The sequence below is a fragment of the Zavarzinella sp. genome (assembly GCA_041399155.1).
In the GTDB taxonomy this organism is placed as follows: Bacteria; Planctomycetota; Planctomycetia; order Gemmatales; family Gemmataceae; genus JAWKTI01.
Genome location: JAWKTI010000001.1, coordinates 1986569 through 2011158, shown reverse-complemented (window position 1 = coordinate 2011158; position 24590 = coordinate 1986569). Strand labels below are relative to the sequence as shown.

At 49.1% G+C, this 24590-nt stretch carries 18 protein-coding genes; 9 read left to right on the top strand and 9 right to left on the bottom strand.

The window, feature by feature from the left end:
- Window positions 1–18: 18 nt before the first annotated feature.
- Window positions 19–441, bottom strand: a complete 423-nt coding sequence (locus tag R3B84_08285; protein ID MEZ6140554.1) for a DUF1553 domain-containing protein — start codon at window positions 439–441, stop codon at window positions 19–21.
- Window positions 381–2297, bottom strand: a complete 1917-nt coding sequence (locus R3B84_08280; protein ID MEZ6140553.1) for a DUF1549 and DUF1553 domain-containing protein — start codon at window positions 2295–2297, stop codon at window positions 381–383. The genes R3B84_08285 and R3B84_08280 overlap by 61 nt, the downstream gene beginning before the upstream one ends.
- Window positions 2298–2509: 212 nt before the next feature.
- Here R3B84_08280 and R3B84_08275 point away from each other — a divergent pair, with 212 nt between their 5' ends.
- The 5 genes from R3B84_08275 to rph all read left to right on the top strand — a co-directional run bounded on the left by R3B84_08275 (window position 2510) and on the right by rph (window position 7053).
- Window positions 2510–3091, top strand: coding sequence for an RNA polymerase sigma factor (locus R3B84_08275; protein MEZ6140552.1), 582 nt, complete (start codon window positions 2510–2512; stop codon window positions 3089–3091).
- Between the two features lie 125 nt (window positions 3092–3216).
- Window positions 3217–4098: an acetylglutamate kinase gene (gene argB, locus R3B84_08270; protein ID MEZ6140551.1), complete on the top strand. Its 882-nt coding sequence runs from the start codon at window positions 3217–3219 to the stop codon at window positions 4096–4098.
- A 38-nt stretch (window positions 4099–4136) separates the two neighbouring features.
- Entirely contained in the window at window positions 4137–5336 is a 1200-nt protein-coding gene (locus R3B84_08265; GenBank protein MEZ6140550.1) for an aspartate aminotransferase family protein, read from the top strand.
- A gap of 50 nt (window positions 5337–5386) precedes the next feature.
- Complete coding sequence (argF, locus tag R3B84_08260) at window positions 5387–6313, top strand: ornithine carbamoyltransferase (GenBank protein ID MEZ6140549.1); 927 nt, start codon at window positions 5387–5389, stop codon at window positions 6311–6313.
- Window positions 6313–7053, top strand: a complete 741-nt coding sequence (rph, locus tag R3B84_08255; GenBank protein ID MEZ6140548.1) for a ribonuclease PH — start codon at window positions 6313–6315, stop codon at window positions 7051–7053. The genes argF and rph overlap by 1 nt, the downstream gene beginning before the upstream one ends.
- Window positions 7054–7077: 24 nt before the next feature.
- Here the strand turns inward: rph and R3B84_08250 are convergent, their stop codons facing one another.
- The 6 genes from R3B84_08250 to R3B84_08225 all read right to left on the bottom strand — a co-directional run bounded on the left by R3B84_08250 (window position 7078) and on the right by R3B84_08225 (window position 14937).
- On the bottom strand, window positions 7078–7719 hold the full coding sequence (locus tag R3B84_08250) for a CbiM family transporter (GenBank protein MEZ6140547.1): 642 nt from the start codon (window positions 7717–7719) through the stop codon (window positions 7078–7080).
- A 7-nt stretch (window positions 7720–7726) separates the two neighbouring features.
- Complete coding sequence (locus R3B84_08245) at window positions 7727–8416, bottom strand: DUF4198 domain-containing protein (GenBank protein MEZ6140546.1); 690 nt, start codon at window positions 8414–8416, stop codon at window positions 7727–7729.
- 441 nt (window positions 8417–8857) lie between these two features.
- Complete coding sequence (locus R3B84_08240; protein MEZ6140545.1) at window positions 8858–9961, bottom strand: cis-3-hydroxy-L-proline dehydratase; 1104 nt, start codon at window positions 9959–9961, stop codon at window positions 8858–8860.
- A 71-nt stretch (window positions 9962–10032) separates the two neighbouring features.
- A complete protein-coding gene (locus R3B84_08235; GenBank protein ID MEZ6140544.1) occupies window positions 10033–11082 on the bottom strand; it encodes an ABC transporter permease in 1050 nt (349 codons plus the stop codon).
- A 5-nt stretch (window positions 11083–11087) separates the two neighbouring features.
- Window positions 11088–12038: an ABC transporter ATP-binding protein gene (locus tag R3B84_08230; GenBank protein MEZ6140543.1), complete on the bottom strand. Its 951-nt coding sequence runs from the start codon at window positions 12036–12038 to the stop codon at window positions 11088–11090.
- Between the two features lie 82 nt (window positions 12039–12120).
- Window positions 12121–14937 carry a serine/threonine-protein kinase gene (locus R3B84_08225; GenBank protein MEZ6140542.1) on the bottom strand — a complete coding sequence of 939 codons (2817 nt, stop codon included), beginning with the start codon at window positions 14935–14937 and terminating at the stop codon, window positions 12121–12123.
- Between the two features lie 207 nt (window positions 14938–15144).
- Between R3B84_08225 and R3B84_08220 the strand changes: the two genes are divergently transcribed.
- Entirely contained in the window at window positions 15145–16506 is a 1362-nt protein-coding gene (locus R3B84_08220) for a DUF1501 domain-containing protein (protein MEZ6140541.1), read from the top strand.
- A gap of 13 nt (window positions 16507–16519) precedes the next feature.
- On the opposite strand, the gene R3B84_08215 is transcribed toward R3B84_08220, so the two are convergent.
- The gene (locus tag R3B84_08215; protein ID MEZ6140540.1) at window positions 16520–18526 is read right to left on the bottom strand and encodes an NAD(+) synthase; all 2007 of its coding nucleotides are present in this window, start codon (window positions 18524–18526) and stop codon (window positions 16520–16522) included.
- A gap of 175 nt (window positions 18527–18701) precedes the next feature.
- On the opposite strand from R3B84_08215, the gene R3B84_08210 reads away from it, so the two are divergent.
- From R3B84_08210 to R3B84_08200, 3 genes are all read left to right on the top strand, one after another.
- Window positions 18702–19877 (top strand): hypothetical protein, encoded by a 1176-nt coding sequence (locus R3B84_08210; GenBank protein ID MEZ6140539.1) that lies wholly within the window; start codon window positions 18702–18704, stop codon window positions 19875–19877.
- A 7-nt stretch (window positions 19878–19884) separates the two neighbouring features.
- A complete protein-coding gene (locus tag R3B84_08205) occupies window positions 19885–21144 on the top strand; it encodes a hypothetical protein (GenBank protein MEZ6140538.1) in 1260 nt (419 codons plus the stop codon).
- A 105-nt stretch (window positions 21145–21249) separates the two neighbouring features.
- Window positions 21250–24564, top strand: coding sequence for a DUF1553 domain-containing protein (locus R3B84_08200; protein ID MEZ6140537.1), 3315 nt, complete (start codon window positions 21250–21252; stop codon window positions 24562–24564).
- Window positions 24565–24590 lie beyond the last annotated feature (26 nt).

Here is a 24590-nt window from a genome sequence, read left to right as displayed (position 1 = left end):
TTCTCATTAATGGTATTGCTATCTGATGAAAATAGCTTCATTAGAATTGAACAAAACCAGTGCCAGTCGTTGCCAGCCCAAATCTTTCACAAACTGAGTGCACTTTTGGGTCTCCTGCTCCGTGGGAGGCCTGCCGTAGATTTTCAGGAACGCAAGTTCCACGCCTGTAGTGACTTGTGGCGATTTTTCTAATTCGGCCGCAAGCGAAGTTGCCATCTCGTGAATAAATCGGTGATTCATCATCGATAGTGCCTGCACCGGTGTAATACTTTTTGCCCGCCTTGGGGCTGCCATTGCCGGATCGGGGCAATCAAAATCACTGAGAATATCAACGTGGGCTGCTCGGGCGTTCTGGTGATAAACTGCTCTGCGATAAGTACTTACATCGTGTTGGTCCAAAGGGTGATAGGTGGCAACGTTGTCCTGGACGTAACGGTACAATTGAAAACCTGGTCCCCACCTTCATGTCGCAGGAGATTCGCCATTTGCAGCACCCCGTCTCGGATTTCTTCGCCAGTCAGCCTTCGAGGCGGAAAACGCCATAAAAGACGAGAATCGCCATCCTTTTCTGCCGCTTCAGGCCGAAATGCGGAACTTTGCTGATATGTCTGGGAAGTAACAATCATGCGGTGCATTGATTTCAGTTTCCATTCACCTTTTTGCAACGTTTTTGCCAGAAAATCGAGCAATTCCGGGTGTGAAGGTGGGGAACCCATCAAACCAAAATCACTGGGAGTCGCCACAATTCCGGTTCCAAAGTGGTAGTGCCACAGCCGATTAACGATCACTCTGGCAGTTAGCGGATTCTCGGGTGAAATCAGCCAGTCTGCAAGAGCTCTTCTTTTTGCAGAATCGGTGGCATCGTTGGGAAGCTGAAAATGGAATGCACGTGTTCGAAATGCCTCCATTCCCTGGATTGCCACCACAGAACCCTTTTTGGCGGGATCGCCACCCTGAAAAATGTGGAACGGGCCTTTCTGGTTCTGGAATGTCCCCACCCAGGTGGGTTTGGGAGGTGCTTCCAGGCTAATTTTTTTCTCTAAGTTCTTTATTGCAAGTGAGATACGATCAATATCCTCGGTCTTTTTTGCCTTTGTAGCTGCTTCCAATTCGCTCTGATATTGCTTCAACTCTTTTTCGAGTAGATCTTGCTGCCTGGCCGTGCGTGCGTGCTTCACCTGCTGATCACCGTGCTTCACACCCGCAAAAATGGCATTGAACGCATGGTAATCCTGTTGCGAAATGGGATCAAACTTATGGTCGTGGCAGCGCGCACAACCTACCGTGATGCCAAGAAAGGTTTCCGTGGTCGCACGGATCATTTCATCGATCGTATTTGCCCGAATGATCGCTGCCTGGTACGCATCCGAATTTCCCACGTTGTCATACGGTCCGCAAACGAGAAAAGTGGTGCCATGCCGGGCCTCTGGTCGTTCTGATGCAAATTGATCCCCAGCGATATGTTCTTGAATCAGATGGTGGAACGGTTTATCGCTGTTCATCGCATCGATGACATAATCACGAAACGGCCAGAGAGTCTGGATCAGAATATTCCGTTCAAAACCGTTGCTCTCACCAAAACGCACCACATCCAACCAATGTCGGCCCCAATGTTCGCCATAGCGTGGTGAAGCCAGCAAGCGATCAACAAGTAATTCGAATTTATTCTGACGTTTGTCGGCGAGATATGTCCGAATTTCCTCAGGTGTTGGTGGTAGTCCAATGAGGTCGTAAGTCGTTCTGCGCAATAGAGTTAAGTCATCCGCCATAGGGTTAGACTTCAGTTGGTTTTCAGCCAGCTTTGCCCAGATAAAGTGGTCAATTGGGTTTTGCTGCCACTCTTTGGGTGCGTCAGGAATCGCAGGTTGGTCGTGTTGCTTCAAGGGCTGAAAAGACCACCAGTTGGCATCTGCACGCTGCTTGGGCAGGATCACCACTGTTTCAGGCCAAATTGCCCCTTCTTTCACCCACTGAGTAAGGGTTTTCAATTCCAGGTCATTCAGAATTGCCCCTTCTTTTGGCATGCGGGGCTTTTTCCCTTCCTTTGCAGGAACAAGAAGTTTGAGCAATGGGCTGTTTGCAGGTGTCTCGAAGTTGAAATACTGTCCTTCCTGAAGATCTTTTTTGGTTGAAAGTGAAATATCCCCTTTTTTGTTGTTCTCGTGGTGGCACCGAATGCAATGTTTTTGAAGAATTGGCGCGACTTCTTTCGCAAAATCAACTGCCGCCGTGCTTGAATTAACGGTAAAAAAAATGGCACTCAGTGCGAGCAGGCAGATATATGAGGAAAATCTCATCAGTTGTCAGTTCCCAAGTTTCATGTTCTGTAGAGTTTAACACATTGGTGGTTAGGATTTCAACGGAAACCCCACCCACCCGGAAGTCTGTTCAGTGGGTTTATTCGGATAAAGTTTTTTTCGATTTGCAACATTTCATAGTTGACTGCCAACAATAATACTCACCGCGGGTTATAATAACGGTGATCTCTCCCGACCAAATTGGGTGATTTGTGGCTTTGTTACCCTATGATCGCGAACTTCTTGAACGCTGCCTGCAGCAGCAGTCTGGTTCCTGGAACGACTTTGTCGATCGATTTGCAGGATTGTTCCATCACATCATTCGTGCTGTTTCATTTTCCAAATGTATTCCCCTGCAGCAATCGGAAGTGGATGATGTTTTGCAGGATATATTTTTGCAAATTATTGCCAATGACTTCACCGTGCTGCGTTCATTCCGTGGCGACAGTTCATTAGCCACTTATTTGACGATCATTGCCCAGCGATGCGTCACTACCCAGCTTGCCAGAATCTACCGTGAAAGGAAAGCCAACCGAACGTCCGAAGAACAGGTTGTATTACCTGCTGAACCCGCAGCACAATTAACAGATGAAGTGAATAATCTCTTGTCTCGTTTGAAAGATAAAGAACGGGAAGTTGTTCGACTGTTTTACCTTGAAGGCCGATCATATGAAGAAATCAGTTCGCTTACCGGTATCCCACTGAATAGCGTTGGCCCAATTATCAGTAGAGCAAAAAAGAAATTAAATCGCCCACCTGCCAACAAATCTTCCTTGCAGCCGAAAATTGCCTGAACCAATTCCCACCGAGATATCTCGTTATCGTTCAAAGAAGTTTTAAAATGTAATTTCGTTATCCATTGACGCTGATGGCCTCCGGGTCTACACTGCTTTTTTCCCGTGATGTGGGTACATCGTACATGCTGGCAGCAACATTACCGAATACGATTGCCGATTTGCGGATGATTGCTGGATCATTGCAGCACGAGCGTGGGGCAATATTTGTCATTAAGCTGGGCGGTAGTGCCATGGAAGACCCCCAGCAGGTTTCTGCCACTCTGGAATCAATCTGGCTCTTGCAGCAACTTGAGGTTCACCCGGTATTGATCCACGGTGGTGGAAAAGCGATCGATCAGGCGATGGCGGCTGCAGGGCTGACACCACGGAAAGTACAAGGCAGACGATACACCGACATCGAAACACTTGCGATTGTCGTTGATACCTTGACTAATACGATCAATCGGCAACTTTGTGAACAGCTATCAGACATTGGCGTACCTGCTCAGTCAATGCACCTTGGGGACTATCAGGTGCTGTTTGGCGAACAGTTTTTTCTGCAAAACGCAGACGGCACCACCACTGACCTGGGTCATGTTGGCAGTGTCACTCGTGTCAACCGGGCTGCCATTCAACAGGTTCTTGATGCTGGTGCTGTGCCAGTAATCCCTTGTATTGCACAAGGTCCTGATGGTGGCTGGTTAAATATCAATGGAGATACTGCTGCGGGCGCTGTGGCAGCTTCACTAAAATCCTCGCGGTTATACATGATGACCGACACCCCGGGATTGTTACAACAACCAAAAGATCCGTCTTCCTTGATCCATCGCCTGGCCCCGACGTTGCGAAGAGAATTAGAAACTGCAGGCGTCATCGATGGTGGGATGTTGCCGAAAGTAGAAGCCTGTTTTGAGGCATTGCAGGCTGGCGTCCAGCGTGCAAAAATCATCGACGGAAGGCGAGCTTACTCTTTGTTGCTGGATTGCGATCCATCAACGGCTATTGGAACAGAATGTGTTCTTTAGAATTTACTAATTGATCAGATTTCCCAGGAATGAACCGCATGACATCACCGGAAGTAATCAGCCTCTTTCAGGAATACGTTATTGGTAATTACACACGTTATCCGGTTTGTCTGGTACGTGGGGCTGGTTCACGTGTTTGGGATGCGGAAGGAAAAGAATATCTCGATTTCTTCCCGGGATGGGGCTGTGGTCTGCTTGGGCATTGTCCACCTGCAATTGTGGAAGCGGTACAGAAACAGGTGGCGGAATTGATCCACGTTCCGAACACCTGGTACACCATTCCTCAGGGACAACTTGCAAAAGAATTAAGCACCCGAACAACTTTTGGCGGCAAGGCATTTTTCTGCAACAGCGGGACGGAAGCCAACGAAGCCGCAATTAAACTGGCCCGCCTGAATGGTAAACAGACCGGTGCCATGGGTGATCGGTACAAAATCATCACCATGCACAACAGTTTTCATGGTCGGACATTCGGTTCGCTTTCTGCTACGGCCCAGCCAAAATACCATCAGGGTGTCGGACCGATGTTGCCCGGCTTCTCTTATGTGCCTTACGGCGATCTGGATGCACTGGCAAAGGCAATCGATCCGGAAACAATCGCGGTGATGTTGGAGCCAATCCAGGGTGAAGGTGGGGTAAATATTCCCACGGATCATTTTTTTGCAGGCTTGCGCGAATTGTGCGACCAGCACCGGATTTTATTAATATTTGATGAAGTTCAGACTGGGATGGGACGCACCGGCAAGTGGTATACCCACCAACATTGGAACATTCAGCCGGACATTATCACGTTGGCCAAAGCAGTTGCAGGTGGGGTTGCGTTAGGTGGCCTGCTGGCCCGCCCGGAAGTTGCCAGTAAGCTGGTGCCTGGAACGCACGCTGCTACTTTTGGTGGCAATCCAATTGCGTGCGTCGCTGCACTGGCTACAATTCGGACAATTGAAGAGGACAATCTCCTGGAGCGAGCAATTGCGATAGGAGAGCGTTTTCGGTCCCACGCCGCTGATTTTTCCCAAAAATCAGGCTTAATTCGGGATATTCGGATCAAAGGTGCAATGATTGGCATAGAAATTGCTAGCGATGGTGCCCCAGTGGTGGCTGAGTGCCTGAAGCGCGGATTATTGATTAACTGCACCCACCAGACAGTGATTCGATTATTGCCTGCTCTGAATATTTCCGATGAGGAGATAGATCGTGGGTGTGAAATTCTAATGAGCGTGTTATCCACGCTGTCTTAATTATTTTATTTTTTGTCGGCTGACGCCATTTCATAGGAGACTGGCGTTTTATGAAAGATTTTCTTCGAATTATTGACCATTCCCCGGAAACACTGCGGCACATGATTGACCGTGCTGCGGATATCAAACGTGATTTGAAAAAAGGGATCATGCACCACCCGCTGCGGGATAAGATTGTTGCCCTGGTGTTCGAAAAGCCCTCTTTACGCACCCGCGTGAGTTTTCAGGCGGGAATTACTCAGTTGGGTGGGGAAAGCCTGTTTATCCATGGCAGTGAAGTCGGGCTTGGTGAACGCGAATCTGCGGCAGATTTTGCCAGAGTGATGTCCCAGTATGTCGATGCGATTGTCATGCGGGTGTTTGATCATCGTACTGTTGCGGAAGTTGCGAAATTTGCCACTGTTCCTGTAATCAATGGATTGTCCAACACATCCCACCCCTGTCAGGCAATGGCAGACATTCTGACGATTCAGGAATCGTTTGGTAGCTACGAACGCAAAAAAGTAGTTTTTATTGGCGATGGCAATAATGTTGCCCTGTCTCTCGCAGTGCTTTGTGGGAAACTGGGGATGCAGTTTATCCTCTCCTGCCCGGAAGGATACGGTTTTCCGAAAGATTTTGAAGAAACCTATGCCAGTTCCGTTGATGGTGCTATTCCCCACGAAATTCGTGATCCGATGGAAGCTGCCAGCATGGCGGATGTGCTCTATACCGATGTCTGGACCAGCATGGGACAGGAAAAAGAGCGCGAAATCCGACTGGAAAAGTTCAAGCGGTATCAAATAAATGAAGAAATGATTAAGAAAGCCCCGCTACATGTGCGGGTGATGCACTGTTTGCCCGCCCATCGTGGGGAAGAAATTACCGATGGTGTCATCGAATCACCAGTGAGTCTGGTGTTTCAACAAGCTGGTAATCGCATGCACGCACAGAAAGCAATTCTTGAATGGTTATTTACTGAAGAAAAGGTGTATTAATGCCCTATCAAAGGCAGGATGGTCGCCAGTTCAATGAATTGCGTCCGATCAATTTTGAACTGAATTTCACCAAGAATGCCACCGGCAGTGTGCTGGTGCGCTGTGGCAACACCGTTGTGCTGTGTACGTGTCAGGTGGAGAATTCTGTTCCTCCGTTTCTGGTGGGTAAAGGGACTGGTTGGCTGACTGCCGAATACGGGATGCTTCCCGGTTCCACTCATTCAAGGAAACAACGTGATAAAGCAGGGAAAGTGGATGGCAGATCAGTTGAAATTCAACGTTTGATTGGCAGAAGTTTGCGGGCTGTGGTTGACCTGAGCCAGTTAGGTGAGCGTACTTTGTGGCTGGATTGCGATGTTCTGCAGGCTGATGGCGGTACACGCACCACCGCCATCAACGGCGCTTTTGTAGCACTATACCTTGCACTGGCGAATCTGAAAGAAACCCTCCCACCAATTACGGCTATTTTGACGAATTCCGTTGCAGCTGTCAGCGTGGGGATTGTTGAAGAGACAGCGGTGCTGGACCTTCCCTACGTAGAAGATCGTGATGCTGCAGTTGACATGAATATTGTGATGACGGGTAAGGGGGAATTCATCGAAGTGCAGGGGACTGGTGAAGAAACTACCTTTACTGGGACACAATTACAGCAGATGTTGCAACTAGGACAGGACGGTATTGCCCAGATTGCACAATTGCAACGTGCTTCTCTGGGCGAATTGTGGCAGCACTCGTGTTGATGGAATTTCTTGAGAAAAAATAACTTACAACGATTTCACTGGGCCAGTTTCTGTCGTTTGGATGCCGAGTAATTCCGGTTTGGCTTTTGCAAGATATTTTACAGTAGCTCCCACAATCGCAGCTTCAATCCCAATGATTGGCAGGTGGGCAAACCCCATCACGGTGGCCAGATAACGCCAATCTTCATTCCCACCAGCAACCAAAACCAGCCAATTGAGGACAACAGCACCCGTGACAGCGAATGCACCTGCCAACGCACCAGCAACCATAGGCGTTTTTCGAAGAAAACGGAAAATGCTACCTGCCATAAGTGCAGGCAAAGAGATGATGACTATATTACATCCCAGGCTGGAATACCCACCATGTGCCAGCAACAATACCTGAAGCAGCAGGCCTATGGATATTGCCAAAACTGCCTTCCGGCCGAGAATCACCCCCAGTAGCCCGTTCATCAGTAAATGAACCGAAGTGGGACCGACGCGAATATTGATGGTAGATGCTACAAAAAAAACAGCACTGAGCATTCCAACGCGGACAATATCCGATTCGGAAAAGCGATATGATCCTACCGCGATCAGCAACGTAGCAAGCAGGTATCCAACTTCTACGTAGGTAGTGGATAAAATGCTGTCTGCAATGTGAACTGCAAATAACGGAGAATTCATATCTTTGTTACTTCTTTGTTACGTAGACCCAGATCGCAGCACGATGGTGGACCGGAGCCATTTCACCTGTTGGGCTTGCCATGGTACCAGCATTTTCTTTTGTAGCACAGATGCACCACCATCCAGGGTCGGGCAGACTGACTACGGCTTTACCAGTTCGATCTGATTTTGCTGTAAACGTAATCAATTCGTCTGGCGGAAGCACTTTTGGTGCCTCTGGCAGATAACGTTCCGTTTCCAGATGGGCACCTGAAAGGTCGCATTGAACGCTGAATGCGGTGCCTGAGAGAATGCCGTATGGTCGTGTCAGTGGTTGCAAACTGAATTCTTTTTCGTTAGTCCCACGGTTGTCCCAACCTTTCTGAGTTTCAACATGAATTGTCACGCGTGTCTGATCCACGTGGTAGGCTTTTTCCTCTGGAATCCAAATTGGTGGCGACGTGACAATCAACGTGTAATCCCCACGTGCAGGTGGAGTGAGCTCGAGCTGAAAAGCATTTACTTTTTCTTCGCCTTCTCCAGCAATATTGATTTCCTGCCAATTTTCCATTGCTTTTACACTACCGTCTGGCATCACCAGAACGGTTTTCGCTGGTGCTGATGCGGGATAGGTCTGATGCTCGTATGGGTGTCCGTATGAGTAGGAGATCTTCATCGATTCCCCTTTCTTCCCACTAGTGGAAGAAGGGAGAAGCATATGGAAATGGCAGAAGCCACATGATGAACTTGCAATTAACAGTACCAAGGTGAGCAAGAAAGTTCTCATACAGATGATCCGTATTACGAAAATCAATTTTGTAATATTGTGTTTCCTAGACATTCTATGGGGCAAGAGTAGCTACTGAAATGAAAAAAAGATGAAAGTGGCAGGGCGGATGCACAACAACATCTTGAGAGGAAATCAGTTGCCAATATTCACGCACCTGCTGGGCAAGGCACTTTCTCAAATCATTGTCAGGATAATCCATTCATTCAAAAGAAGGTGCTGTTAACATGGCAGAAATCAGTTCGGGCAATCGAGATGCAGAAAAACCATCGAAGAACTCGATGCCATGATAGCAGAACTGTGGGTGCTGATTGCTGACAATTAAATCAATTAAGTAGCGTGATTCCTCAGTACCAATGATGAAAAAATATGTTAGCCCACGGTGAGAACAGGATTCCCCAGCACTTCCATTCGTGGGGTGATCCCCAAACCAGGCTTTGTGGGAGCTGCAAGTCGTCCATTAATTCGCTGGGGTGCATCGAATGCCGTAGAGACCGTGACATAACTATTAAAGTCGGTGCTGCTGAATAACAACTCGGTAGGGGTGCTGTGTGCCAGGTGCGCGATGGCTGCTGTGGCAAAATCACCACCCCAGCTATCTTCCAGGGTCATTGCAATACCCATGGAAATACAGAAATCGCGAGCTAGTTTAATTTTGGTCAACCCACCGAACTTACTGATTTTCAGATTGACAACATCCATTGCCAGATCGCTGCAGGCACGCTGCAACATTTCCAGAGAATCGACAACTTCATCAAGAATGAATGGCAAGTTGGTATTCCTGCGGACATTTAAACATTCCTGGTAGCTGAAACAGGGCTGTTCGATGTAGACATCGCGATCACGAACAGCATTGACCACACGAATCGCTTCATGCTGGCTCCAGCCAGTATTCGCATCTGAAACAAGTCGATCACCTGGCTTCATGATATCTGCCACCGCATGGATTCGTGCAATATCTTCATCCGGATCACCGCCAGTCTTTAATTGAAATCGGTGGTAGCCTTCTGCCAGATAGCCAGCCACGTTTGCCGCCATTGCTTCAGGAGTATTCTGCGATATGGCCCGATACAGATGGAATGATTCGCCATATCTTCCACCAAGCAGTTCGCAAATCGGCAGGTTTGCGTGCTGCCCCAAAAGATCCCAGCAGGCGATGTCGATGCCGGTTTTGACATACGGGTGGCCTTTCAGGGCAAAATCCATCAAGCGGTTCAGTTTCCCCACTTCGCGTGGGTCCTGCCCAATCAGGTGGGGCCCTAATTCCACTAACCCGGCACGCACCCCCGCCGCGTAAGCGGGCAGATAAAATGGTCCCAAAGGACAGACTTCGCCATAACCAATGTGCCCAGTGTCGGTTTCCACGGCCACAATAGTGCTATCAAACACGGTAACCGATTTCCCACCTGACCAGCGATAAGTGGTTTCATGTAAAGGTAAATCAACCTGATACGCCTTGATCTGTTTAATTTTCATAACTGCTCAATTATCAATTAGAATCGCAATATTGTGATATTGCTATGTGATTGTTGTGTGATATTGTGGTTTTATTTCCACCGGAAGATTCTCAAAGCGATTACGAAGCCAATCCCACCCCATGCCAGCATGATGATGATTTCCTGCATCAATTGGGTGAGATGCTTGCCTTCCAGCATCACCCCACGCAAACTGTCGATGAGTGCGGTCAGGGGGAGTACTTTAATGAGTGGCTGCACGATTTCCGGGAACCGTTCGGATGAAAAGAATACGCCCGATACGACGTACATCGGGAGCATCACTGCATTCATTAAACCGGAAACCGATTCAATCGTTTTCACCCTGCTGGCAACCAGTAAACCCAGGCCACCAAAGCAAAAACCACCCAGGCAAATGACAGTAATCAGTTCCAGCAGGGTGCCTTGATTTCGCACGTCAAAAAGCAGGTATCCGAATAATAACAGTACCAGCACTTCGGGAATTGTGAAGATCAGTCGGCTGAACATGATAGACAGAAGGAAATCCCGCCGCACCATGGGTGTGGCTAAAAATCGCTTAAGCAGTTTCCGCACTCGCATGTCGGCGATGACAAAACCGATCCCCCACAGACCCCCACCCATCAGGTTCATGCCCAGCAAGCCTGGGAGTAGAAAATCGATATAGCGGCTGCCAGGTTGTTCCAGATGTTTTGTTTCAATCGGTGGGCCGCTGGCATTTGCCTGCCGTAATAAAATCGCTTCAACAGCATGGCGTGCCAGCACGGATTCCGGGCGGTTGACTTCGTCCCAGAATAAATAGCCAGTATCCTTGGGGGCAATAATCAGGTCAGTTTTGCCCGCAGCTAACTGTTTTTGCCAATCAGCTGTTGCGGTGCGTACCACCAATCGGCTATCCTGCTGCAATAATTGGGTAGTTTCTGCAATTTTTGCTTCGGACAGCCCAGTGGGGTCAATGTCCACCGTGATTCGTTCCACAGGACGCTCACGGAAGGCAATTCCCAGTGCCAGCGCTATCAATAATGGGAAGCAATATACCCAGAATACAGCGGCGGGTTCTCGGAAAAATTCTCGAATACGGGCTCGGGTCAGTTCCCAGATCGCCGAATAACGTTTCGGTTCCATCGAAATCAGTTTCCTTCACGTAATTGGCGGCCTGTGAGATTCACAAATACATCTTCCAGAGTGGCATGCCGCGTGGTAAGCGTGGTCAGGTTGTAGCCATGACTCTGCAGGTGTTTCATGAGTGCAGGCAGGGCAATATGTGGTTCCGTCGCCGAGATTGCATAACTTTGCCCAGCATGACGACAATGACTGGTTCCCGGTAGTATTTCAAATGCTTCCGGTTTGGGTGTTTCCCCGGTGATTTCCAGTTCGAATTCGATCATATGTTCCCCACCTAGTTGCAGAATAAGTTCTTTGGGGGTGCCACAAGCGATAATTTTACCGTGGTCGACGATTGCCACGCGGTCACAAAGCCTTTCTGCCTCATCCATGTAGTGGGTGGTAATCATCACTGTGCGGCCGCGGGCTCGATAACTTTGGATGAATTCCCACAATTGGCGACGAGACTGGGGATCAAGACCAGTCGTCGGTTCATCCAGAAATAGCACTTCCGGATCGCCAACAATAGCACAGGCTACGGCGAGACGCTGTTTCTGTCCGCCGGACAGTTTCACGACATAACTGTTCGATTTTTCCTGTAAAGAAACGCGGGCAATCGCTTCATCCGGTGTCAGACCTTCAGGGTAAAAACTGCGGAACAAACGAACGGTTTCTGCAACCGTCAGTTTGTCGGACATGACCGTTTCCTGTAAGGAGATGCCGATTTTCTGCCTGATAGCGGTGGCGTCTGTTTGCCATGATTTGCCAAGGATGGAAATATTGCCCGACGTGGGATCGAGCAATCCTTCAATCATCTCCATCGTGGTGGTTTTGCCAGCGCCATTGGGTCCTAACAGCCCAAAACATTCCCCCACGGAAATGGTCAGGTCAATTCCACGCACCGCTTCAACGGGCGTCTTGCCTGGGTAAGTTTTCGCAATTTGTTCGCAGTGAATGGCAGCCGATGTGGTAATCATCAGTTCTCCAGATAACTAACTTGTTATATTAGCTTCGGTCATTGATTACCATCCCAGATTCCAATGAAGAATCGATGAGAACTTACTCTTCGTCGTCTTCGACAAGTTCTTCGGCTGGTTTGAAGAGAACAATTGCCAAAATGGTTAGTGACACGCCCGCCAGCATTCCAAGGTGGTGTGGGGCAATAGGTCCCAACGTGGGGATACCTGGCACGAAATGTAACGAAGCGGTCACAACTGCTGCGAGGAGCATCACTAACTGGCGTTTTCTGGAGCCAGTGAATACGGAAAGTAGCAAAATCAAGCCAGCCACGAGAGCGTTTAGTGAATCCACCCAGCGGAATGTACCAAACACGGGCAGGTCGATTGGAATACCACGCTGCAACAACACACGCAATGAACCTGCTGCCTTCAGTGCGGCTTCCTGGCTGTCTTGCTGATTGTTCGCAGAAATATCGATTTTCTTCGCAAGTTCTGTAGCAGCAGCGATTTGCGCCCGATATGCCTTGACCCAAAGGCCACCAAGTACAATCAACAGCGCTGCCAGCAGAAAACGGGTCTGCCAGCCAAAGAGCAACTGATCTACCACCTTGACTGGATTAACTGGTGGGCGATTGCTGGGCTGACTGGGTTTTTCCGATTTTGTGAGAATTTCTTTAATGTTTACCACTTCGGTTTTCTGTTGCCGCAATCGATTCACTTTTTCAACAAAGTCGTCAGCATTAGCCGCCGCCTGCAACTGCGCAGCACGCTGATCCATTCCCTGGGCACGGAATCGAGCTGCTTCAATTTTCTCGAGGTGTTTCAAATCTTTTCTTTTCTGACGTTCTGCATTTGTCCGATCAAAAAATTGAATAATCGGATCACGCCACCCACCAAACTTCGTTGTGCGGAAGTTCTCATTTTCTGCAAATTTTGCTCTGGCGTGAATTTTCGCATCATAGCCGAAAATTGCCTCAAATAACTCTTCCCAGCGTGGGCCACTGTTCTGGCAAACATAATCTCTGAGAGATTCCTCATCCATTCCCTGTACCCGCATGGTACGCAGCAGTTGATCGATGCCAGCTAGCACTTTCTGTTGCTGTACTTTGATTGGGCGGTCCAGCACAATGACGGCGGTAAACGCAATACCAACGGAAACAATGGACACCCCCACCCATACCCACAACAGCCCTGTAAACCAAAGCACGAGTATTACCAGAATGATGAATGCGGTGGCCATCAGCCAATCGTTCAGGCGTGCCCCAAACAGATATTGGCGGGTGCGTTTCCAGATGTAGGTTCGGTTCAGGATGCCATCGACCACAAAGTAACTGAGGAGAGTTTGTACCGCCGTCAGCAATAGACTGGAACCTGCAAGCCACCCACCAGCCAGGTAACCCACCACCACGGCAATCAGAGCGACAACTGCGGCCCCACGTACTACGGTCTTTTTTCGCAATTTTGCTGGCGTCGATTGGAATTGTTTTGCTAATAATTCAAACGTCTGTAGTTGCTCCGTGGCTCGATTCGAAGTGCCTGCCAGTTCCTTCAGAATTTCTTCCGTTGCTGCAATCAATTCTGTGGTGGTCTGAAAACGATCACCAGGCTCTTTGGCAGTCATTTTTTCGATCAGTTTTCCAACGGAGGCAGGAATACCAGGGATTGCCGGCATGGGTTCCGTGGCATGTTTTGACATGACATCGAATACTGACTGCCCACTGAAAGGTGGGGCACCTCGCAACAGCGCGTACAGCGTGCAGCCAAGCGAATAGATATCGGATCGAGCATCCACAGCAGAAGCATTGCGGCATTGCTCTGGAGACATATACGCAGGTGAGCCCATAGCGGTATTCACCATTGTAATATCCGAGGGCAGCGAACGCAGACTGGAACCAAACGATCCCACTTCCGGTTCGGTTTTTTTTCTTTCGAGTTGATCGTCATCTTCATTCATCGTGGGGGTCTTAACCAGACCCAGATCAGCTACTTTGACCAATCCGTGGACGTTCAACATCAGGTTATCTGGCTTGATATCGCGATGGATCATCCCACGACTGTGGGCATAGTTTAACCCGCGCGCTGCCTGCAAAATGTAACTCAGTGCCTGTTCAACGGGCATAGGGCCATTTTTTTTCAGAGCATCGCCCAGGGACTGTCCTTCAACAAACTCCATACTGAAAAAATTGGTGCCATCATCTTCGCCAATATCGTAGATCTGAACCACGTTGTGGTGGGCTAATTGGGCCGCTGCAAATGCTTCGCGAGTAAAGCGTGCCAGAAAAATCGCATCCTGCGACCATTCGGTTTTCATTACTTTCAGTGCAACAGGACGATCCAGAGACAGTTGGCGAGCCAGATAGACCGCCCCCATCCCACCCCGTCCCAGTTCCTTAATGATCTCATAACTACCAATTTTTTCTGCAAGTTCTTCACCACTGCTGGACATAGGCCGGGATTTGCTTGTGTGCTGCGTTGCCACAGTAAACTCGCTGTCTGCCTCATCCATCCTGGTCTGGTGGCTGATCGTCGATTCCAGATTGGGATTACTGGTAACCATCTGTGTGGCGTCGTTGGTATCGTAGCCAGCTACATTGGCGCTACTGGGCATTGTTGCATTAGCATCAGCCCCAATCGGTGCTGATTTTGGCGCCAGTGATACAGTTCGATCAGCCATTGCTGCAGATTCACCCGATGGTGAAGTTGAAATCGATGCATCTGCACCCACAAAGGTAGCGTCCGTCAGCGAAGCTGGCAATTCACCGGGTACTCGTTCTGCAGTCCAGGATGCAGGATCTTCACCTGGGACCAGCAGCACAATTTTGCCATTGCACTTGGGGCATTTTGGCTGATATTTTCCAGGTTTCGGTGCAGTTTTGACCGTAATTTTGAATTGACAGTAAGGACAATGAAAAAACATCGGTAACCCGAATTATGGTATTGAGTGCAGGTCTGCGCTATTGTCCACTTTTTCATAAAGATCGACAAGGGTTAAACGAATACTTCATGTTGCGCTGCGACGTATGTTCGAAATCGTGCATGTAGAATGAAGTTTTCGCTTGTACTCCTGCGTTGGTTAAGTTATACTCCCCCCCCCTACCAAACTTCCTGCGGGAGTCGATTGCAAGTGTTCCGACCAGTATCTTCAACTCAATCACAGTCGCGACGTAGTTTCCTGAAATTTGGCACTTTTGGTGCTGCAGGACTGACATTGCCAAACTTGTTGCGGGCCGAATCAGAAGCGGGAATCCGCTCTTCCAACAAATCAGTGATCTTCATCTATCTGGTGGGTGGGGCACCACACCAGGATATGTTTGACCTGAAACCAGATGCACCGAAGGAAATTGCAGGTCCCTGGAAGCCACGTGCGACAAACGTCAATGGCATCCAGATCTGTGAAGCATTTCCGAAGCTGGCTGGGATGATGGATCAACTGGCAATCATTCGGTCTTTGGTGGGCAATCAGGCTGGGCACGATGCTATTCAGGTATTTAATGGCCACAATCCCAAAGATAAAGCACCCGCAGGTGGGTGGCCACAGTTCGGTTCAACTGTTGCAAAAATACAGGGGCCAACCAATCCTGCAACACCACCGTTCATCAGCCTGTGTTATACCTGCACGCACGGTCCGTACAACGAACCTGGCCCTGGGTTTCTGGGGGCATCCCACTCGCCCTTTCGACCAATGGGTCCATCACGGGATAACATGACTTTGCGTGGGGTTTCTGTGGACCAATTTGGGGATCGCAAGCAGTTATTGAAGCAATTCGATACGATTCGACGCGATTTTGACGCAAAAGGGATGATTCAGGGAATGGACACGTTCCATCAACAGGCGTTTGGCTTACTGACCTCTTCACGGATGGCAGATGCCCTGGATCTTTCCAAAGAAGATCCCCGCGTGGTGAATCGGTATGGAACCGGCGATCCGACGAAAATGATTGATGGCAACGGTGCACCACGTGTTCCGCAAAGTATGCTGGCCGCACGTCGCTTGATTGAAGCCGGTGCCCGTGTGGTTACCCTGAACTACAGCAAGTGGGACTGGCACGGCGGCAGGAATACGGAAGGCCGGGCGAACAACTCCATTTTCGTGCGAGAACAGGAAGACTTCCCGATTTTTGATCAGTGCGTCAGTGCTCTGATCGAAGATCTGAAACATCGTGGATTGGACAAGGATTGCACGGTGGTTATCACTGGTGAGTTTGGCCGCACCCCGAAAATCAGTAATCAGGTGGGTCGGGACCACTGGCCACAGGTCAATAGTGCCCTGCTCGCAGGTGGTGGGATGAAAACCGGGCAGGTAATTGGAGCCACCGACAGGTTGGGTGGGGAGGCAACACAGCGACCGGTAACATTTGGTGAAATTTACGCTACCCTTTACCACAATCTTGGCATCGATGTCAATCAGGCCACCATTACTGATTTGAACGGTCGGCCTCAATATCTGGTGGAAGAAAACGCCCAGCCACTCCCAGAACTGGTCTGATCTTCATTTTTCTTTAATGATTCAGACTCTCGATCCACGCATTCACCTGAGCATCGCTGGGCATCCGCCAGTCCCCACGTGGGGAAAGAGAAACGGAACCCACCTTGGGCCCATCTGGAATACACGACCGCTTATATTGGTTCTGGAAAAATCGCCGTAAAAACAATTGCAACTGTTCCCGAATCTGAGAACCGGTATACGGGTGATCGAAGCGGGCCTGTTCTGCCAACCAGACAATTTTCCGTGGGTGCATTCCAAACCGAAGAAAGAAGTACAGAAAGAAATCGTGCAGTTCGTACTTACCAATAGTGGCTTCCGTCGATTGCACTTTACCATCGGCACTGATTGGTAAGAGTTCTGGCGAAATTTCGGTGGCTACGATGTCCAACAGGGTTTCCCGCGTCGGGCCACTGAATTCGTGATCTGCGATCCACCGCACCAGAAACTTCACCAGCGTTTTCGGAATGCTGACGTTGGGATTGTACATGCTCATGTGGTCAGCGTTGTATGTGCACCATCCCAGGGCCAGTTCCGACAGATCCCCAGTACCAATCACAAATCCAGAATTCATTAAAATTGACGTTCTGGCACGTGCCTGCACATTTTCGAATACGAGATCAGCCTTTTTTTCAGGTGGGAGGTGCAATAATTGGTCTGACAATTGATCGAGTGTAAAATTGTCAAGATTTATGCCAAATGGTGCGTGTTTCAACAGCACCCACTCGTCAAAACAAAGTTGGCGAATATCCACCTCATCCATGCTGATTTGCAGGTGTTGGCCTAACTGACGTGCATTTTGCAAGGTGCGTGGGGTCGTACCAAAGCCGGGCATAGTATAGGCACGCACTCGTTCAGCAGGAATCTCACAATCCTTTAATGTTTTCCAGAGCACCAATAGTGCAAGGGTCGAATCCAGACCACCGGAAACGCCAATGGTAATCTTTTCCGGTTTGGCAGCGTGTAATCGTCGTCCCAGTCCAGCGACCTGTATGTGAAAAATTTCTTCGCACCGTTGGTTCAATTCAATGCTTGCTTTGGGAATAAACGGGTGGGGGTCGATGGAACGTAGTGTGCGGGTACTGGTTTTCTTTTCTGGCAGTTCAAAGCCAATGGTGCGGTAGTTTGGCAGGTCGTTCACCATACCACCATCAACAAATGTGCTTGTTGTCTGGCGGTTGACTCGCAGACGGTCCAGGTCGATATCCTGGACCAACAATTGATCAGTGCGTGAAAATCGCTCACTTTCAGCCAGCAGTGTCCCATTTTCTGCGATTAATGCATGACCGCCAAATACCAGGTCTGTGGAGGATTCTCCCACGCCGGCACCAGCGTAAATATACCCGCTCATGCAGCGCGCAGATTGCTGCACCACCAGGTCTCTGCGATAGGTCACTTTGCCGATGGTTTCATTACTGGCCGATAAATTGGCAATAATAGTCGCACCGGCGAGGCACATCTGCGAGCTGATCGGAATGGGTGTCCACAAATCTTCGCAGATTTCAATTCCCAATGTACAATCGGGCACGTTTGCAGCTGTGAAGAGCAGGTCTGTTCCAAATGGAATCGGATCGCCATCGAATTCAACAAAATCTACCAGTGCGGCAAAAGCAGGTGCAAAAAAACGGCGATCGTAAAACTCTTTGTAGGTGGGGAGATACGTTTTTGGTTGCAAGCCCAGCAATTGTCCCTGACTTATTATAGCTGCACAGTTATATAAGACCTGATTGATGGACAGTGGCAGGCCCACAATGAGGATACCGGCAAAATGTTTCTCCGAATCATGGATCAGCTGTTGTAGGGCATTCCTGGCTGCATCCTGCAGTTCCTTCTGAAAAAAAAGTTCGTTACAGGTATATCCAGTGAGACTGAGCTCAGGGAAAACCAGCACGTCCACATCCAGCGACTGGGCTCGCACCATCAGGTTTTTGGCAATGACAGCGTTTTTTCCTGGGTTTGCCAAGGCCAATTGTGGGACTGCAGCAGCCACCCGAACCATCCCGAAGCGATCGTTTTCAACCATTGTGTTCCTTACCGCCGTTCCGCAGGCCAAATGTCACCAGCAGTGATTTTGAAGTTCATTGTATTCTGCAGAAGGTGATGGAATGCTTCAGTACAAACTGTGGGGCAATTTTGTTGCACCTTGATTTCCGATTTGGCATGATAGGCGGGTAATTCTTCGCCAGCACCTGCAAAGCATGCCAAAGAAAATAGCTGCCATCATCACGGAATATCGGCGTCATTCCCATGCGGATGTGATTATCGGAAAAATCCTTGAAGGCCCCAATTACGATGGTAAAAATCTTTACGACATGGAAATCACCACTATGTATGTGGATCAGTTTCCTGCAAATGACATGAGTAGGGACCTGGCAAAAAAATACCAATTTTCCATTGTTGACAGCATCGAGAAAGCGCTGCTGGACCCACGTGGGAAGCTTGGCGTCGATGGCGTCATCATTGTGGGAGAGCATGGAAAATACCCCAAAAACGATCGTGGGCAAATTTTGTATCCCCGCAGGAAATTTTTTGAGGAGATAGTGAAGGTTTTTGCCAAAACTGGCACCGTGGTGCCTGTTTTCAACGACAAACACCTTTCCGCACGTTGGATAGATGCTTTTTGGATGTACGAACAGGCAAAAAAATTGAAGATTCCAATGTTTGCGGGTTCATCCTTACCAGTTACTTGGCGCAAACCAGATCTCGAACTGCCGATCGGTGCGGAAATCACTGAAGCGGTTCAGCTTGGTTATGGCCCACTGGAAGGTTACGGTTTTCACGCACTGGAATCGTTGCAGTGCATGGTAGAACGCCGCAAGGGTGGGGAAACGGGTGTTTCTGCAGTTACCGCACTTCAAGGTGCAGCGATCTGGCAGGCGCTGGACCATGGGGCATTTTCTAAGTCCCTACTGGAAAAGGCTTTAGGTGTGGTTCCTGCACACGCACGTGGGGACATTCGACAGATTACCAGCAAGGCACGCGATGCTGCTGTCTACCTGATTGATTACCGCGATGGTTTTCAGGCGGCAGTGGCGATGCTGAATGGTTACCTGTATGAAGGTGACGGTGGGGCGTTCTGTTTCGCCACGCAGCAAAAAGGCAGCAAAGAACCAGTTGCCACCCACTTTTATCTGCAGCAGCCCGATCCGTTTGCTCATTTCGCGCAACTGGTTACTGCAATTGAGTTTATGATGAAAACTGGCAAGCCTCCATACCCACTGGAACGCACCTTGCTGACCACCGGTATGCTGGATGCGGCGATCAGCAGTCAGAACACTGGCAAACGGGTGGAAACGCCTGAATTAAAAATTGCCTACCAACCCACCCAGTGGAAGCATGCCACGGGTGTAATTCCCAAATCAATCAAAAGATGAGAAAAATATGAAGGCAGTGTTCATTGTCTGGCTTTGTTGCACGACGATCGTAGTTGGGCAATCGCCCATGCCGTGGCTGGAGGCGAAGGCTACAAAACTTCCCAGTGAGTTTACGAATCAGGAGAGCGGTTATTTTTCAATCATCGAAGGGAAAAACGGCTTACTTTACATTGGTTCTGCCAAATATGGGGTGAATGGTTACTTGTTGGAGCATGATCCGAAAACGGGCAAGACCCGCATGGTCATGGATGTCATGAAGGAAATTGGTTCTAAAGCCACCGGATTTGCAGCACAGGCAAAGATCCACACTCGCAACAATGTGGGAGAACTGACCGGCAAGATTTATGTGGGTTCGAAGCAAGGTTATCCAGAAAAAGGTGAGACCCGGGCAGGTTACCCCGGTGGGTACCTGCTGACATACGATCCGAAAGAGGGCAAATGCGAACAATTTGGCATCCCATACCCCAAACATGGCCTTGCCAGTGTGATGCCGGACGAGGTCAATGGTCTGGTATATGTATCGACATGTTCCGACGACCGTCCGATTGATCACACGCGGTTTATGATTTTCGATCTTAAGTCTAAGAAATACAAGGACTTAGGGGATTTTGAGCATGCATATGCCTTTATAGTGCTGGATGAAAAAAGGAGGGCATATCACCCCGCAATTGGTGGGAACGTGGTGCGTTATGACTCCGCAACGGCAAAACTGGAACAATTGCTGGTCACTATCGATGGGAAGCTACCGGAATACTCATTAAGACGTGCAGGTGCGATCCTGAACTGGGATACCACATCAGATCGAAAACTGCTTTACAGCGTGGAAATGTCTACCAACCAACTGTACCAGTTTGATTTGACACAAAGCGGTAACACCTTACATGGTAAGGCGTTAGGGAAATTATTGCCCCAAGCCGCTGCAACCGACTGTCGTGCGATGTGTGTCGCACCCAATGGCAAAGTTTGGATGGCAGTAACGGAGCAACGCCGACCGGGTGGGCCGCTGATGCATCTGGTGAGCTATACCCCGGGAGATGCTTCGCCAAAGAACCACGGGCCTGTTCGGCTGGCGAATCCTGATTTCACCACATTCGTTGATGAACAGGGCAAGCCCAAGCCTTGGCACCACACAATTCGAAAGGAGAAAGATGGTTCGATGACACCCTGGCAACCATTAGGCATCGCAGCAGGAGCAGATGGCAGTGTCTATGTCGTTAGTATCGCCCCATTTACGCTTCTGACCTTTGACAAGATCGGCGCCCGTTAAACACTGCTGTGAATGAATTTTTGGTAAAAAATCAATTTCCATCAATGATTGGATTGTGGTAGAATATATCTTCCTGCCACACGTAGATTTTTTGAAAGGCGACTCATGAACAAACAACGATTTGTTACCACAATTGTCACAACATGCCTGATGTTGTTGCCGATGATGGGCTTGGCGCAAACTCCACCACCAAAACTGGTTCAATTGTCGGCAAAGCCATTTGAAATCAATCTCGATAATCCATTCAGATATTCGCAACTGCTGATTACCGCAACCTTTGATAATGCCAACGTGATCGACGTGACTCGGGCTGCAAAATTTGCAGCGCCCGATTTCGTGTCAATCAGCAAACTGGGTATGGTCACTTCGACCAAAGACGGCAGTGGATCAATCAAGGTGGAATATGCTGGTCAGCAAGTAGAAATACCCGTCAAAGTTACCGGTTTTGCTGGCAAAAGCAAAATCAGCTACGTGCGGGATGTGACACCGGTAATGTCCAAACTGGGTTGTAATCAGGGTACCTGTCATGGTTCGAAGGATGGTAAAAACGGCTTCAAACTGAGCTTGCGTGGGTACGATCCGATCTACGATCACCGTGCGTTAACAGACGATCTGGAAGGTCGACGGTTCAATCGGGCAGATCCCGCACGGAGCCTCATGTTGTTAAAACCTGCTGGTGCGGTTCCCCACGCAGGTGGGGTGCTTTGGCAGCCTGGCGACCGTGGATACGAAATTGTGCGAGAGTGGGTGGCTCAAGGAGTTCAGCTTGACCTGGATACCCCTCGTGTGAAATCGATTGCCGTTTATCCCAGCAATCCCACAATCAACAAAATAGGCGATCAGCAGCAATTCTCTGTTTATGCCACCTATGCAGATGGCACGGTAAGGGATGTTAGTGCAGAAGCGTTTATTGATAGCAGCAATACGGAAGTTGCTACGATTGATAAAACCGGGCTGGTCAGCACCCTACGACGCGGGGAAGCCACCATGCTGGCACGTTATGAAGGTGCTTATGCAGCCAGCACCATAGTGGTGATGGGTGATAAAACGGGCTTTTCCTGGAATAACCCGGAATCATTTAACTACATTGATGATCTGGTTTACGAAAAATTGCAGCGTGTGAAGATCCTTCCTAGTGAAGTGTGCACCGATGCCGAATTTATTCGTCGTGTCTATCTCGATTTAACTGGGCTTCCACCCACAGCGGATGTCGTGCGAAAATTCCTGGCTGATCAACGTCCTATGCGGGAGAAACGCACCGCACTGGTGGATGAGCTGATTGGTTCACCGGATTATGTGGAGCATTGGACGAACAAGTGGGCCGATCTTCTGCAGGTAAACCGCAAGTTTCTGGGCGATGTCGGTGCAGTAGCATTGCGAAATTACATTCGCAAATCGGTGGAAGATAACAAACCGTATGACCAGTTTGCCAGAGAAATTCTCACGGGTAGTGGTTCCAACGTCGCTAATCCTGCCGCAGCGTATTACAAAGTATTGCGAAATCCAGAAGATACGATGGAGAATACCACCCACCTGTTTCTGGCAATTCGCTTTAACTGCAATAAGTGCCACGACCATCCATTCGAACGATGGACTCAAGACCAATATTACGAAATGGCTGCTTTCTTCACCCAGATTTCCCGACGTGAAGATCCTGCGTACAAAGGTAAAAAGATTGGTGGGTCTGCTGTCGAAGGCGCTGTGCCACTCGTGGAAGTGATCGCCGATACCAATTCGGGCGAAATCCGCCATGCACGCACCAACGAAGTGTCGAAACCTGCCTTTCCATATGATCATGCGGGCACGATTGATCCCAAAGTGGCACGGAGAACTCAGTTAGCAGACTGGATGACCGCTAAGGAAAACCCTTATTTCGCAAAGAGTTACGTCAATCGACTCTGGAGCTACCTGACAGGGGTGGGGATCATTGAACCTGTCGATGATATCCGCGCTGGTAATCCCCCTACCAATCCAGCACTGCTGGATAAACTTGCGGAAGAATTTATCAATAGTGGTTTTGATACTCGCAAAATTATTAGAACAATATGCCTGTCACGCACCTACCAATTGTCTGTTAAAACGAACTCGTGGAATGCCAACGATAATATTAACTACTCCCACGCAGTTGTGCGGCGACTCTCGGCGGAAGCTCTCTACGATGCAATGCACCGTGTTACGGGCAGCACCACGAAATTGCCTGGATTACCACCGGGATCCCGTGCGGCACAATTAGTTGATGGATCAGTGAATTTGCCCAGTGGTTTCCTAGATTTGTTCGGCAAACCAGTACGTGAAAGTGCTTGTGAATGCGAGCGATCTTCCAACCTGGCACTGGGACCGATTCTGAATCTGGTCAATGGGCCAATTCTGGCAAACGCAATCAATGACCCCAATAACTATATTGCCAAACTGGCTTTGAAGTTCCCTGATGATCGTAAATACCTGGAAGAGCTGTACTTAAGTGTGTTAAATCGCTATCCCACCCCCGCGGAGATTGAAGTGGGACTGAAGGCATTAGCCGCTGGAAAAGCAGACCACCAGGTCCTGATCAATGCATATCAGGAAAAGTTAACTAAATTTAAGAAATTAGAGCAGGAGATCGATGCTCGTCAGGCTGCGTGGGAAAAATCACTGGGCTCTGCGCCACTTTGGCAGCCCGCAGTTGTCACTCGACCAAGTTCGACTGGCAAAGCAACCCTGACCGTAAGCCCCACCGATCAGACGGTGACAGTCAGCAATCGTAACCCACCAGTAGATACTTATAATCTGACTTTGAGGTCAAATCTGAAAAATTTGACTGCATTGAAATTGGACGTTTTTCCAGATTCGAGTTTGCCAGCACAAGGACCTGGACGTGCGGATAATGGTAACTTTGTGCTGACATCATTAAACATTATTGTCCCAGGTGGCAGTAAGTGGGGCTTGCCGCTCGTAGTGAAAGTGGTCGCACCAAAAGCCAGTTTTTCACAAGCAAACTTTGATCCAGGGAAAATTTTTGATGGTAATCCCAAAACTGGCTGGGCAATCAGCCCTGAATTTGGCAAAGGCCACACGGCATTGTTCCCGTTTGCCGCACCACTGGGGAATGAACAGCCAGTAACCATTCAAATTACGATGAAGTTTGAATATGGGATGAAGCATTCGATTGGTAAGTTCCGTTGGAGCACCACCAATGATGGCAAGCCGAATCTGCAGGACGGGGTCGATGGGCGATTGCGGAATCTACTTGCGGTTCCTGCAGAGAAGCGAAATGAAGCTCAACGTGCGGCAATTCGCGATTACCATCGCAAAACTGTGCCAGCTTACCAGCAGGAAATGGCTAATTTAGGTCTGGCACCATCACCTGATACCCGCGTCACTGGTGCTCAGGACCTGGTGTGGGCACTGATTAACAGTCCGGCATTCTTGTTCAATCACTAAATTGTGGTGGGTTTGAGTTAGATTTG